The organism is Haladaptatus sp. AB643 (genome assembly GCF_024136975.1).
Taxonomy (GTDB): domain Archaea; phylum Halobacteriota; class Halobacteria; order Halobacteriales; family Haladaptataceae; genus Haladaptatus.
In genome coordinates, this window is record NZ_JAMYJW010000008.1 from 57,396 (window position 1) to 70,525 (window position 13,130).

Annotated in this window: 13 protein-coding genes; 8 read left to right on the plus strand and 5 right to left on the minus strand. The window is 63.5% G+C overall.

The window, feature by feature from the left end:
- Positions 1-77: 77 nt before the first annotated feature.
- From NKF25_RS15890 to NKF25_RS15905, 4 genes are all read left to right on the plus strand, one after another.
- Positions 78-1,268: an ABC transporter permease subunit gene (locus NKF25_RS15890; RefSeq protein WP_253227638.1), complete on the plus strand. Its 1,191-nt coding sequence runs from the start codon at positions 78-80 to the stop codon at positions 1,266-1,268.
- On the plus strand, positions 1,265-2,359 hold the full coding sequence (locus tag NKF25_RS15895; protein ID WP_253227639.1) for an ABC transporter ATP-binding protein: 1,095 nt from the start codon (positions 1,265-1,267) through the stop codon (positions 2,357-2,359). Before NKF25_RS15890 ends, NKF25_RS15895 begins: the two co-directional genes overlap by 4 nt.
- A complete protein-coding gene (locus NKF25_RS15900; RefSeq protein ID WP_253227640.1) occupies positions 2,356-3,681 on the plus strand; it encodes an oligopeptide/dipeptide ABC transporter ATP-binding protein in 1,326 nt (441 codons plus the stop codon). The genes NKF25_RS15895 and NKF25_RS15900 overlap by 4 nt, the downstream gene beginning before the upstream one ends.
- 90 nt (positions 3,682-3,771) lie before the next feature.
- A complete protein-coding gene (locus NKF25_RS15905) occupies positions 3,772-5,220 on the plus strand; it encodes an RtcB family protein (protein ID WP_253227641.1) in 1,449 nt (482 codons plus the stop codon).
- Between the two features lie 234 nt (positions 5,221-5,454).
- Here NKF25_RS15905 and NKF25_RS15910 read toward each other — a convergent pair whose 3' ends face one another.
- Entirely contained in the window at positions 5,455-6,201 is a 747-nt protein-coding gene (locus NKF25_RS15910) for a hypothetical protein (RefSeq protein ID WP_253227642.1), read from the minus strand.
- A gap of 136 nt (positions 6,202-6,337) precedes the next feature.
- On the opposite strand from NKF25_RS15910, the gene NKF25_RS15915 reads away from it, so the two are divergent.
- Positions 6,338-6,718: a transcriptional regulator gene (locus NKF25_RS15915; protein ID WP_066139516.1), complete on the plus strand. Its 381-nt coding sequence runs from the start codon at positions 6,338-6,340 to the stop codon at positions 6,716-6,718.
- 37 nt (positions 6,719-6,755) lie between these two features.
- Here NKF25_RS15915 and NKF25_RS15920 read toward each other — a convergent pair whose 3' ends face one another.
- The 3 genes from NKF25_RS15920 to NKF25_RS15930 form a co-directional block, all read right to left on the minus strand.
- Positions 6,756-7,145: an OB-fold domain-containing protein gene (locus NKF25_RS15920; protein ID WP_253227643.1), complete on the minus strand. Its 390-nt coding sequence runs from the start codon at positions 7,143-7,145 to the stop codon at positions 6,756-6,758.
- The gene (locus NKF25_RS15925; protein WP_256487518.1) at positions 7,142-8,320 is read right to left on the minus strand and encodes a thiolase domain-containing protein; all 1,179 of its coding nucleotides are present in this window, start codon (positions 8,318-8,320) and stop codon (positions 7,142-7,144) included. The genes NKF25_RS15920 and NKF25_RS15925 overlap by 4 nt, the downstream gene beginning before the upstream one ends.
- Positions 8,321-8,496: 176 nt before the next feature.
- Entirely contained in the window at positions 8,497-9,699 is a 1,203-nt protein-coding gene (locus tag NKF25_RS15930; protein ID WP_253227644.1) for a CaiB/BaiF CoA-transferase family protein, read from the minus strand.
- Positions 9,700-9,992: 293 nt separating this feature from the next.
- On the opposite strand from NKF25_RS15930, the gene NKF25_RS15935 reads away from it, so the two are divergent.
- Positions 9,993-11,021 carry an FAD-dependent oxidoreductase gene (locus tag NKF25_RS15935; protein ID WP_253227645.1) on the plus strand — a complete coding sequence of 343 codons (1,029 nt, stop codon included), beginning with the start codon at positions 9,993-9,995 and terminating at the stop codon, positions 11,019-11,021.
- A 19-nt stretch (positions 11,022-11,040) separates the two neighbouring features.
- Here NKF25_RS15935 and NKF25_RS15940 read toward each other — a convergent pair whose 3' ends face one another.
- Positions 11,041-11,820 (minus strand): hypothetical protein, encoded by a 780-nt coding sequence (locus tag NKF25_RS15940; protein WP_253227646.1) that lies wholly within the window; start codon positions 11,818-11,820, stop codon positions 11,041-11,043.
- 130 nt (positions 11,821-11,950) lie between these two features.
- On the opposite strand from NKF25_RS15940, the gene NKF25_RS15945 reads away from it, so the two are divergent.
- Both NKF25_RS15945 and NKF25_RS15950 read left to right on the plus strand, forming a co-directional pair.
- A complete protein-coding gene (locus NKF25_RS15945; protein WP_253227647.1) occupies positions 11,951-12,361 on the plus strand; it encodes a DUF4870 domain-containing protein in 411 nt (136 codons plus the stop codon).
- Between the two features lies 1 nt (position 12,362).
- A complete protein-coding gene (locus NKF25_RS15950; protein WP_253227648.1) occupies positions 12,363-13,052 on the plus strand; it encodes a hypothetical protein in 690 nt (229 codons plus the stop codon).
- Positions 13,053-13,130 lie beyond the last annotated feature (78 nt).

A 13,130-nucleotide genomic window follows, 5' to 3' on the forward strand; every position in this document is an offset into this window, starting at 1 on the left:
TACCACACAGGGAGTACATTCATGCAACCCCTCCCCGTCTACGTGTCGAATCGTCCCTCTCCACCGGGTGGTTTTCGGTGAGCAACGACACCGGCCGACGGTCGGGTGAAACGCCGCTTGCCCCCATCGACTGGGAACAGGAGAACAGTACGGACCGAACTGTCCCCTGGCGCTTCCTGCTATTCTCCGCCGGTCTCGTCGGACTGTGGCTTCTCTACCGATATACGAACTCCCACGGTATCGGCGTCGTCTATCCCTGGCGGCCGACGAAGTTGACGTGGCTGTTCCGGGTGAGTCTCCTCGCCCTCGTCTGTTTCGCCCTGCCGTCGCTCGTCCGAAACACCCGCCGGAATCGGCGGTACTGGGAACGGTTTCGGTCCAACAGGCTCGCGGTCGTCTCCCTCGTCTCCCTGATTCTGTTCGCCATCCTTGCGATGGTCGGTCCCGCACTCCTCGGGCGTCCAGCCACCGACCCAACGGTCGCCCGCCAACCGCCCCTCCTGTTCTCGTCGAAACTCGGGTTGGTGACGTCGACGTGCGTCGGCCCGACCGTCAACGGTTTCTGTCACGGGTCGTTGGCCTACCCGCTCGGAACGAGCACATTGGGACAGGACATGGTGTTGCTGGTGCTCTCGGGGATGCACGTGAGCCTCCAAGTCGGCGTCATTATCGCCGTCCTCATGATTCCGCTCGCGACGGTCGTCGGTCTCGTCGCCGGATACAGCGGCGGTGCGGTCGATACCGTCCTCATGCGATACGTCGACGTCCAGCAGTCGGTTCCGGCGTTCGTCGTCTATCTCATCTTCGTCTTCCTCGCCGGACCGAGTCTGTTCGTGTTCGTGGTCGTGTTCGGACTCCTCAACTGGGGGAGCATCGCCCGCCTCGTCCGAAGCGAGGTCATTCAGCGGCGGGAGGAGGAGTACGTCGAAGCGGCGCGGAGCGCGGGCGTGAGTCGGTGGACCATCCTTCGGAAACACTTGCTTCCGAACGTCTCCAACACGGTTCTCATCGGGACGACGCAGAAGATTCCGCAACTCGTCCTCCTCGAAACGGCGTTGACGTTCATCGGAATCGGTGATGTCGGTCGCTTTGCACCGTCGTTCGGCGACACGATTGCGACCGGCTTGTTGGACAATTTCTATACGATACCGATCAAGGTGTGGTGGATCTGGACGATACCCGTCGTCGTCCTCGTCTTCACCGTCGTCGCCTTGAGCATCGTCGGCGATACGTTGCGCGACGTGTTCGACCCGCGGGGTGACGTATGAGTCCCGACCCCCTGCTCTCGGTGGACGACCTCCGGGTGACGTTCGACACCGACCGCGGCGTCGTGCACGCACTCGACGGCGTTTCGTTCGACGTGAACCGCGGCGAGACGGTCTGTCTCGTCGGCGAGAGCGGTTCCGGGAAGACCGTCGCCTGCGAGTCGCTGACCCGTCTCGTCCCGTCGCCACCGGCGCGGATTTCCGGCACCGTCCGGTTCGACGGGCGTGATTTGCTGTCCGCCGGTACGAAGACGCTCAACTCGATTCGCGGCGGCCGAATCGCGTACGTGTTTCAGAACCCGCAGGACACGCTCGACCCCGTTTACACGGTCGGCCGTCAACTCGTGGAGGCGATCCGACTTCACCGAGACGTTTCGAGGGACGCCGCGCGACGGCGGGCGATAGAACTCCTCGACAGGGTCGGCATTCCGAATCCAGCCGAACGGTTCGACGAATACCCGCACGAGTTCTCGTGCGGGATGAAACAGCGGGTCGTCATCGCGATGGCGCTATCGTGTGAACCCGACCTGCTCGTCGCCGACGAACCGACGACGGCGCTGGACGTGACGACCCAATCGGGCATCCTCCATCTGCTGAAAACGCTCCAAGCCGAACGCGACATGGCGGTGTTGTTCGTTACCCACGACCTCGGCGTCGTTGCGCAGGTCGCCGACCGCGTCGTCGTACTGTACGCCGGGAAGGTGATGGAACGCGGGGACGTCTTCGACATCTTCGACCGTCCGGCCCACCCGTACACCGATGCCCTGCTCGACAGCGTGCCGCGGCGCGGGCGGACGCCGAAACCCATCGGTGGCTCGCTTCCCGACCCGACGGACCCGCCGGACGGCTGTCGGTTCCATCCGCGATGTCCGCACGCGACCGACGACTGCCGGGAGGGACCCCAACCGCCGCTCCAGGCGCTCGAAGGGGATGGCCACCGAGTATCGTGTGTCTACTACGACGACGACCACGACGCCGGGAACGTGAACGAACTGCGCGCGACAGCAGAAACGACGACGGCGACTACGATGGAAGGAACCGACGAGCCATCCGTGCGGGACGAATCGACCACGATACGAGGTGACGAACGATGAACACGGAGACGACGAATCATCAACGAGGAACCGACGACGCGGAACTGAACGACGAGACCGTTCTCTCCGTCCACGGCCTGAAGAAGCACTTTCCGATCACGGAAGGGTTGCTGGCCCGCGAGCGGGGACGCGTGCGTGCGGTCGATGGCATCAGTTTCGATCTACGGCGCGGCGAAACGCTCGGGTTGGTCGGCGAATCCGGCTGTGGGAAATCGACCGTGGCTCGAACCGTCGTTTCGCTCGAAACGCCAACTGACGGGGAAATCACGTTTCGGGACCGCTCGCTCGGGTCGCTGTCGAAGGACGAGCGAAAGCGGTACCGACGGCAGGTACAGATGGTGTTTCAGAACCCGTCGTCCAGTTTCGATCCGCGGATGACCATCGGCGAATCCATCGCGGAGCCGATGCTGACACACGGGTTGACGGACACCGAGCGGCTGACGAAACGGATCGAAACGTTGCTCTCGCTCGTCGGACTCTCGGAGGGCAAGCGCGAGCAGTACCCGCACGAACTCTCGGGCGGGGAGAAACAGCGTGCCGCGTTGGCGCGGGCGCTGTCGTTGGACCCGGAACTGTTGGTGTTGGACGAACCCGTGAGCGCCCTCGACGTGTCCGTGCAGGCCGAAATCCTGGCGCTCATCGAACGGCTCCAGGAGGCGTTGGATCTCTCCATCCTGCTCATCAGCCACGACATGAGCGTCGTTCACCAGCTCTGTGACCGCGTCGTCGTCATGTACGTCGGCGAAGCCGTCGAACACGGACTGACGAGCGACCTGTTCGAGGATCCGAAACACCCGTACACGAAGGCGCTGCTCGATACGGTTCCACGGCCGGACCCGCACGACCGGAACGAGATGGTGGAGTTGACCGGCGACGTCCCCGACCCGTCGTCGCCGCCGTCCGGGTGCCGGTTCCACACCCGTTGTCCGAAAATCGTCCCACCCGAGGAGTACTCGCTCGCCCAGCCGACGTGGGTCGGGATTTTCTCCCTACGTATCGCGCTCCGGGACGGGGAATTCGGTCTCGAATCCACCCGCGAACGGCTCGCCGACGAGCGGGGGGACGGTTCGGTCCCGGAAGCGGCCCTCCGGGAGGCGGTTCGGCGCGAGTACGGGATACCACCGACGGTCGATCACCAGCGCGTCGAAGGGACGGTTTCGAACGCGATCGGGCGCGCGATCGACGGGGACGAGGACGCCGCCGCGGAAACCCTCGGCGAGGCGTTTCCCACGGTGTGCGAGACCGAGCATCCGGATCAGCGGACGGTCGATGGCCGAGCCGTCGCGTGCCATCTGTACGACGGGCCAAACGCGGACCGGTAGCGGGACGATTCCAGCGATTTTGCCAGCCGCTCGTCCCAGCACGCAATCAGCTACTTTGATGTCGGTTCGCCCTCTCGAATCGGGCAGAGAATGCCTATCGAGTTGAACGGGTCGCACACGACCGCCCGCGTGATGGTCGAGGACGAGGCGCTGGTCGAATCCGGTTGTCTCCAACAGATTCAGGAACTCATCGACCACCGTGCGTTCACCGAACCGGTGCGGATCATGCCGGACACCCACTGGGGCGCTGGCGCGCCGATCGGCTTTACGATGCCGCTCCCCGACCGCGTCGTCCCGAACATCGTCGGCGTGGATGTCGGCTGTGGCATGTGCGCGACGAACCTCGGTTCCGCCCTCCCGCTCGCGGACGCCGAGCGCGAGCGTCGCGTCCGCGACGCCGTGCCGATGGGACGCGAAGTCCACGAGTACGACGACGCGCCGCACCTCGTGAACGAGTTCCCGTTCGACCGGGCGAACGAGGTCTTCGACCGCTTCGACGCCGCCTACCGCGAGCGATTCGGTCGCCCCATCGACCCCCTCGCCTTCGACTTCGACGGCTACGGAGAGGCGTACTTCAAATCCCTCTGCGAGCGCGTGCTGGCGGACCAGCGGCAGGGAATGGGTTACGTCATCAAGAGCGCGGGGACGCTCGGCGGCGGCAATCACTTCGTCGAGTTCGCGCAGGGTCGGGAGTCGGGTGACTTCTGGCTCGTGGTCCACAGCGGGTCGCGCTACCTCGGCAAGGCCGTCGCCGAGTACTGGCAGGGTCGAGCCTCGGACTACCGCTCGGCCGACGGGATCCGGAACGCGATTCCGGACGGGTACGGAAAATTCCTCAAGTTCGACCCCGAAACCGTCGGGGACGGCGAGTTATTCACGTGGGTCACCGGCGGCATGGGTGAATCACACATCCGCGCCGAGCGCGTTCGGGAGGCCTTCGACGGGAGCGACATCGAGGACGCGTTCGACACCCTCTCGGGGTCGAACCTGCGCCCCGGCGAGGAGCGAAGCGACGACCTCGATTGGCTCGACGGGCGGGAGGCACACGGCTACTACGTCGATATGCTGTTCGCCCAGCAGTACGCCCGCTGGAACCGCGAGTTGATGAGCGACGCCATCTGCGAGGCCATCGGTATCGACCCGACCGACCGCTTCCAATCGACGCACAACTACATCGATTTCCGCGACATGACGATCCGGAAGGGTGCCACGCCCGCCCGCGAGGGTCAGCGACTCGTCGTCCCGTTCAACATGGCGGACGGGTCGATCATCGCCCGGGGGAAGGGCAACGAGGAGTACCACTCCACGGCCCCGCACGGCGCGGGCCGGACCATGAGCAGAGGGGATGCCTACGACACGATTTCGATGGACGAGTTCGGCGAGGCGATGGACGGGGTCTACTCCGAGTCGGTCGTCGAGTCGGTGCTGGACGAAGCGCCGATGGCCTACAAACCGGCCGACGCGATTCGGGAGGCCATCGAACCGACTGCCGAAGTCGTGGAGTGGTTGGATGTCGTGCACAACCTAAAAGCGAAATAGCGCCGGGGACTCGGTTTGTGGGTTGCTTTTCGATTCTCGTTTCGTCGAGAATACTGGAAAGTACTGTTTTGTACTGATCTCTACTGAATGGTACTGTCGATTGAAGAGATATTTCGGAACTCGGTTTCGAAAGTTCTTGTCTACTCACTACGAGAAAACGTTGCAACTACTTCGACTGCAACTGCCAAGAACACTACCCCGAAAGCCCCCGCTCGCGAACGGATGAGGGCTTTCCTACTCCTCTCCTTCCGGCGCGTACGTATCGCCCGTAATAAAAACAGGCAACTCCGTATCGCGGGTTTCGCGGTCGATACCGTCCAGCCAGTTTCGCACCTTGTCGTGGAGGTCCCGCTTCGTCCGGAAACTGTCGTACTGCACGTCGTAGCCGTACGGCAGTTCGTCGACGGTCGCGCTGGTGAACGACTCGTCCAGATACAGACCGACCCGCTGGCCGGGCTTGTGCGTCGTCGCCGGGTTCCCACGTCGCAGATGAAACTCCCCCAGAATCCCGCCGGTTTCGGTGCCGACGCCGGTCGTGAGCCCCCCTTGCGTGAACAGGAAGAGCACGGCGTCGCTGTGGGCCGCGAACGCGACCGACTGGGCGAGCGGGTCCATTCCCGCCTTGCCCGCTTCGGCGGCCTGTTCGTGGGTCGGGATGTCGATGTCGGTGGCGATGAACGCCCGGCAGTTATGACGCTGGCGGAGTTCCGCACAGAAATCCCTGAGTGCGAGTTCCATGTCCCCACGACCGTCGGTCGTGACGTGGCGCTCGGGGTCGAACAGCGGGTCGGCCTGGAACGGCGTCCGGAGTTCGTCGCCGTCGTCGTAGGCGTACGCCGCACTGAACGCGGTGTACGGTCCCATCACGTAGACGGTGAAGTCGTTGTGACTGCCGAAATCCGGCGGCGTCGGTGCCTGTTCCGACAGAATATCCGCAATCGGCCGACCGTCGTACCGGAAGTTAGTCTCCCCGTCGAACATTTATTCGGGGTTTCGAGACGGCGATCAAATAGCTATCGACAGCCCAACCGACACCGTGAATGGTAATTCAGAAACAAAGAAAAATCTCTCTCTAATCGGTAGGCTGATGTAGTTGGCCGTCGTACACGTACCCATCATGGCCGCCGAATCGACGCCGACCCCAGACGACGAGCGGAACGTCGAGGAGTACGTGGACCAACGGCTGTTCGACGACAGCCTTGGAACGCTCGCGGATCACGTCGCACGGAAAGCCGCCCTCGGCGATACGCGGCGGTATTCGATCCTGTTTCTCCTCTACGAACGCGAGGAAGTCTCGCGGAAAACGCTCGCTGAAGCCATCGACGACGGGAGCTTCGACCTCACTCACCACGTCGGGGAGTTGATCTCCACGGGTCTCGTCGCCCGAACCGGCGCGCCGGAGGGTGCCGACGGCCGCCAAACGTTCTACAAAATCACGCACCTCGGACGGCAAGAGATCGAAGCGGATTACGAGAACGTCACCGGCCACGCGCCGTAGGAACCCGGTTATTGGATTCTCGCAGTTCGCTATTTCGCTATTCGACCGGCTCGAACATCGGCGCGGGCATTCCATCGAGTTCGACGGTGTCGGTACATTCGACGGTCGTTCCGATGTTGACTTCCTCGTCTCCGCCGATTCGGCCGAGGATTTTCGTGTCGCCGAGGTCCACGACGGCGACTTGATACGGCCCCTCGAACCCAACCGGTGGGACGGTTATCGTCGTCTCGCTGTGGACGACGCCGACGTTCGGCAGGGTGTGGGTGTCGAGGTTTCGGTCGCCGCACTCCACGCAGGCCCGCTTCGGCGTGGCCGTGACGTTCCCGCAGGACTCACATTCGAGTCCCACGAGGTCCCCGGCCTTGAGGTAGGCCCGCCAGTCGGCGTACGTCAGTGCTGGAACGTTGTCGCCATCTTCCGAACTCATGCTCGCGCCTCCAGTACGGTGACGACGGTGGTCGCGGCGTCGCCGCCGAGGTTGTGTGCCACCGCCGTTTTCGCGCCCTCGACTTGCCGGTCGTCCGCGTCGCCGCGGAGTTGTTCGGTCAACTCCACGAGTTGGGCCGTTCCGGTCGCGCCGATGGGGTGGCCTTTCGCCTTCAGACCGCCGCTCGGGTTGACGGGCATCTCGCCGTCGATGTAGGTGCGGCCCTCCGCCGCCGCCTGTCCGCCGGTTCCGTCCTCGAAGAGACCGAGCGCCTCGGTTGCGAGGACTTCCGCGCCGGTAAAGCAGTCGTGAACTTCGGCCACGTCGATATCGTCCGGAGTGATTCCCGCCTGGCCGTAGGCCTCGTCGGCGGCGTCACGAGCGGCTTGCGTGGCCGAGAGCGAGACCTTGTCCGCCAGCGGAACCGCGTCGGTTCGGTGGCCGACGCCGGTTACCGAAACCGGTTCTCCGGCGAAACTCTCGGCGAGGTCGTCGGAAACGACGAGGACCGCCGAAGCGCCGTCCGAGAACGGACAGCAGTCCATCAGGTGGAACGGATCCGCGACGATGGGACTCTCCAGTACCGATTCGACGTCCGTGTCGCGGCCGAAGTGTGCCTTCGGGTTGAACTGGCCGTGATAGTGGTTTTTCACGGCGACTTCCGCCAACTGGGCTTCGGTCGTCCCGTACTCGTGCATGTGGCGCTTCGTGAGCAGGGCGAACACGCCGGGGAACGTCAGTCCGGTCGGTTGCTCGTACTGGCGGTGTGAGGCTCCCGCGAAAATCGCGGTCATCTCGCCGGTTCCGAGTCCGGTCTCCGGCGTACAGCGTTCGACGCCGCCGACGAGGGCGACGTCGTGAACGCCGTTTTCGACCGCCTGTACCGCATGTTTGAACGCGTTCGATGAGGTCGCACAGGCGTCCTCGAATCGTTGACAGGGTATTCCCTGAATCCCGATGTGGGTCGCCAGTTTCGGCGCGAGATGGGTGTCGGATTCGGTCTGTCCACCCAGCGCGTTACCGAGATAGAACGCGTCGATTTCGTCGCCAGCGATACCCGCGTCGTCCATCGACGCGAACGCGGCGTCGGCAAACAGTTCCTCCAGCGGTCGGTCGTGCGGGCCGAATCGGGTCATCCCGCCACCGACGATGGCAGCTCGTGTCACTACCCTCATTTTTTCCGGAGCAATAAATAATCCTCCGCTGAACGGCGTCGGTGCTGACAACTCGTGTCACCTTGAATCGTCGTCACGCTGTAGCCGCCGAATGGTTCCGGGGTAGCCATCCGATTTTCCCGCGAGCACCGTTCCAATCATCCCACCATAACCGTCCTCTTTCCCGCATCTGTCGCTCAATCGTTCCGCGTCAGTCGCGCTATCGTCCCGTCGGAAACCCCAGCCTCGCGGAGGACGCTCGCCGTGTGCTCGCCGTGGTCCGGCAGTCGGGTCGGAACGGCCGAACCGTCTGCGTCCACGTCCGCATCGTGTATCGGGAACCCGATTCGCGGCGGGGAACCGTCCGACTCGACGACCATTCCGCGCGCCCTCGTCTGCTCGTGGTCGAACGCCTCCGTGACAGTGTAAACCCCGCCGACGGCCGTATCAACGCCGTCGAACTCGTCGAGCCACTCGTCCATCGTCCGCGTTTCGAAGACGGCTTGGAGGGTCTCCCGAACGGCTTCGCGGATCGCAGGGTCGTCGCTCAGGTGTTTTTCGACCAACTCGGGACGCTCGATCGTCTCGCAAAGCGCGCGCCAGAACTTCGGTTCGAGCACCGCGACCGTGAGATAGCGGTCGTCCGCCGTGCGATAAACGTCGTAGCAAGGAAATTCGCCGGTCAGCATCGTCTTCCCCGGTCGGGGTGTCCGCCCGGCGAATGCCCCGCTCGCGAACACTTGCGCGAACGACAGCATGGTGTCGGTCATGGCGAGGTCAAGGTACGTCCCGCCCACATCGCCTTCACCGTCTTCTCCACTTGCACCGTCACCGCCCCGTTCCCGGGCGAGGAGCGCGCTCACGATGCCGAACGCCGAAAACAGTCCGCTCGCCATGTCCACCATCGGGTAGCCGGGGATAACCGGTTTCGAATCCTCGTCCGGCCGCGTCATGTCCAACAGTCCCGTCTCCCCGGCGTAGTTCAGGTCGTGGCCCGCCCGCTCCGCGTTCGGTCCCGTCCCCCCGAACCCGGAGAGGGAGGCGTACACCAATTCCTCGTTGTACTCCACGAGCGTGTCGTAGTCGATCCCCAGTCGCTCGGTGACGCCGGGGCGAAACGTCTCGAAGACGACGTCCGCCGTCTCGACCAGTTCGTAGAACGCTTTTCGAGCCGTTTCGTCCGTCAAATCGAGCGAGACACTCCGCTTTCCCCGGTTCACCGCCTCGAAAATCTCGCCGTGGCCGCTCTCCCCGATGGGAGCCATCTTCCGCGCGTAATCGCCGCGTTCCGGTTCCTCGATCTTGATCACCGTCGCGCCGAGGTCCGCCAGGAGTTGTGTCGCGTACGGTCCCGGGAGAAGCCGGGAACAGTCGAGGATGAGTATGTCATCCAATTGCATACCTGGGGGATGGTCGGCCAGGAGTAAATCCTTCTGGGGCTACGATGGCGGCGTGGAATGGTCCTCGTGCGGTCGAACGACCGGGTCTCGTTATACACAACCGCACCGCTCTCCAACCGATTCCTCGCACGTCGTACCACAATCACCGCACGTCGTGCCACAATCACTTTGCCGGGCGCTCCCGAACGCCATCGCATGACACCTTCTGGAGCCGGAACGGGTATCGAAATAGCAGCGGGTGACGGTCCCGTCCGCACACCCCGACGTCGAGAACGCGGACGAGGACGCGCACCGTGACCCGCGTGGCCGTCGTGGGTGCCGGTGTGGCCGGGTTGGGCGTCGCGTTCGCGCTGCGCGACGACGCCGACGTAACCTTGTTCGAGCGGACCGAACGCGTCGGCGGGCGTGCGACGTCGCACGAACGGAATCGCTGTGTCTACGACGTCGGCGCGAACTACGTCAAGAGCGACGACGAACGCGTGTCCGAACTCGTCCGCGAACTCGACGAGGGATTGGTCGAAACCGAGGGACCGGTGTGGACGTTCGACGCCGACGAGGAGGTTTCCGAGGGCCGCGATGAGGACGACTCGAAGTGGACGTACAGAACGGGACTGCGAACGCTCGGGGGGCGACTGGCGGAGGCGAGCGGTGCGACGGTTCACACCGACACGCGAATTACGGGCCTCCGGCGCGACGAGTCGAGCGACGCCGAGTCGTGGTACGTCGGGGACGCGAACGGCGACGAGTACGGGCCGTGGGACGCGCTGGTGCTCACGCCGCCAGCGCCGATCACGGCGTCGCTGCTCGACCTCTCGGAGTGGGACGACGACCTGCGTCGTGACCTCCGTGAGACCATCGGGCACGTCCCGTACCGGCCCATCCTCTCCGTCGCGCTCCACTACTCGTTCGAAGTCGAGCGGCCGTACTACGCGCTGGTGAACACGGACAAGGAACACGAGGTCGGTTGGCTCTCCCGCGAGTCGTGTAAACCGGGCCACGTCCCGGAGGACGAGGAGTTGTTGATCGTCCAACTGTCGCCCGAGTGGTCGGCGAACCACTACGACGACGACGATTTCGACGTCGCCACGGCCGCCGCGGGGTACGCGGCCGACCTCCTCTCCGAGCACCCGCTCGCCGCGCCGGACTGGTTCGACGTGGTTCGCTGGCGGGACGCACAACCGAACGACGGGGCCGACGAGGAGGTACTCCGGCGGGCGAACGAAGCGGGTCTCTTCTTCGCCGGTGATTGGGTCGTCGGCGAGGGCCGGGTTCACCGCGCGCTCCGCAGCGGACTCGACGCGGCCGAGGAAATCCTCGACTGACTGCTGGCAAACGACCGTCTCATCCCGTCCAGTCGGCGTGGTCCTGAATTGGAATCGCTTTCTCGCGGTACTCCTCGTACAGGTCGTCGGCCCAGGTTCGAACCGCCGGGTCGTCCGTGTCGGCGAAAACGCGGAGGATGCCGGTTTCGTCGTAGCCGCCGACGCCGACGCGGTCGTCGAACATGACCAGGCCGAACGGCAACTCGTCGTGAACGAACAGCTCGAGCTGGCCGCTCTCGATGGCGTTCACGGTCGCCTCGTGGTGATCGTCCAGTAGCTGATCGATGACGGGAGAGAGGTAGATGACTTCGGTCCGCATGCCGTCGAGGATGCTGTTGCGGATCTCGTCCACGTACATCGGCGCGATAGTGGTGGTGTCGAACCCACGAAGCGTCTCCGACTCTCGCAGGAGGGAGATGAACCGGCGCACCGGCCGGTACGGGTCGCCGGGTTCCTGGACGGTTATCGTCGCGTCGGCGAGCAACTCAACGTCGATATCGGTTCGGTCGAGCGACGGAAGCAGGGGTTCCAACTGCAAGCCGACCTCGACGGTGTCCCGTAGATGTTCGACTTCGCCCGCGACGAGTTGTCCCAACGGGGTTAGTTCGTACAGGCCATCGACGCGGCGGATGAGCGACTTGTCGGTGAGTTCCCGCGTGATTCGGTGGGTCGTCGTCCGTGAGACGCCGATTTCGTCCTGTAGCTCGGAGCGTGCGACCGGTCCGCCGCGCAGTGCACGGAGGGTGTTCGCCCGCTTGACGGCAGTGATGACGATATCCGAGTTCTCACTGTCGCTCATGTTTCCTCCATGGCGTTTCTATGGTATAGTGTTTCACACCTCGAAACACGTTTCGCTTTCCGGACCTCGTTCCGTAAGCTGGGAAAATACCACTGCGTAATTATATCATTTCCTACTGCTAGTTATGTTCATGTCTGTCGAACCAAAAACGACGACCGACGTTACTGAATCGACCAGTTCGGAAACCGGCAGTGGACTCGACGAGAACCTCGCGGGGGCGCTCGCGTATCTGCTCAGTCCGATAACTGGGATCGTGTTCTTCCTGCTCGAAGGGGACAACAAATTCGTCAGATTCCACGCCGCTCAGAGTATCGTCTTCGGTGTCGGGATGTTCGTGATTTACATCGGCATGAGTATCGTCCAGATGCTCCTGCTGTTTATCCCGCGTCTGGGTGGATTGTTCTCGCTGTTGTTCTCGCTGGCGTACCTCGTGGTGGGCTTCGCGGCGTTCCTGACGTGGCTCTTCCTGATGTACAAGGCGTACTCGAACGAGCGGTTCGCGCTTCCCGTGTTCGGAAAATTGGCGGATCGACTCGCCTAAAATGCGACGGATCACGCTCACCCTGGCCGTCGCGGCCCTCGTCGTCCTCGCCGGTTGTACGGGTATTTCGAGTCACCTCGGAAACGCGCCCGATGCGGGGTCGACGGGGTCGGGATCCGGCGCTAACTCGAACGGCGACGGTTCGAACGACGCCTCGGACGCGTCGGAGGACGACGCTTTCACCCCGTTCGCGTTCCAGCATTCGGGCACCTACACGTACGAAACGTACGACGAGGAGGACGGCACCGGCAAACTCGTCTGGGACATCCGGTCGATAGACGGCGAGAACATCACCATGCGGAGTTCGTTCACGAACCAAGGGGAGACCCAGTCGAAGACGGCGACGTTCACCCGCGAGGAGGCCCTGGTTCAACTGGCGTTCATGCCGGGCGGACAGTACCTCATGACGACGATGTTCTCGCCGTCGGCGAACGGAATCTACGGTAACGACTTCCGCGTCGGAAACACGTGGACGGCCCCGTCCTCACAGGGGACGATGACCTACGAGATAACGAAACAGCGGACGATCGCGGGGATATCGTGCTACGACGCCGAAATCCGTATCAACGGCTCCGTCTTCACCGACGCGTGTTACTCCCCCGATCACGGGACCGCCATGTACGGCGTCATCTACGACGAGGACGGAACGAAAGTTCGCGAAATGAAACTGATCGCCTACGAGCGAAAATAACCCATTTTTGCACGCGCTCCGGTTTTCATTCACCTTTTTTCCACTGAACCCCACCAAAAGAACGATACTCCTCTGGTT

Bases quoted from the DNA above. Each gene is read 5' to 3' on its own strand.
- NKF25_RS15910 (WP_253227642.1), bottom strand. From the start codon at position 6,201: ATGTTCGACGGGGAGACTAACTTCCGGTACGACGGTCGGCCGATTGCG.
- NKF25_RS15915 (WP_066139516.1), top strand. From the start codon at position 6,338: ATGGCCGCCGAATCGACGCCGACCCCAGACGACGAGCGGAACGTCGAG.
- NKF25_RS15895 (WP_253227639.1), top strand. From the start codon at position 1,265: ATGAGTCCCGACCCCCTGCTCTCGGTGGACGACCTCCGGGTGACGTTC.
- NKF25_RS15940 (WP_253227646.1), bottom strand. From the start codon at position 11,820: ATGAGCGACAGTGAGAACTCGGATATCGTCATCACTGCCGTCAAGCGG.
- NKF25_RS15900 (WP_253227640.1), top strand. From the start codon at position 2,356: ATGAACACGGAGACGACGAATCATCAACGAGGAACCGACGACGCGGAA.
- NKF25_RS15930 (WP_253227644.1), bottom strand. From the start codon at position 9,699: ATGCAATTGGATGACATACTCATCCTCGACTGTTCCCGGCTTCTCCCG.
- NKF25_RS15920 (WP_253227643.1), bottom strand. From the start codon at position 7,145: ATGAGTTCGGAAGATGGCGACAACGTTCCAGCACTGACGTACGCCGAC.
- NKF25_RS15945 (WP_253227647.1), top strand. From the start codon at position 11,951: ATGTCTGTCGAACCAAAAACGACGACCGACGTTACTGAATCGACCAGT.
- NKF25_RS15905 (WP_253227641.1), top strand. From the start codon at position 3,772: ATGCCTATCGAGTTGAACGGGTCGCACACGACCGCCCGCGTGATGGTC.
- NKF25_RS15950 (WP_253227648.1), top strand. From the start codon at position 12,363: ATGCGACGGATCACGCTCACCCTGGCCGTCGCGGCCCTCGTCGTCCTC.
- NKF25_RS15925 (WP_256487518.1), bottom strand. From the start codon at position 8,320: ATGAGGGTAGTGACACGAGCTGCCATCGTCGGTGGCGGGATGACCCGA.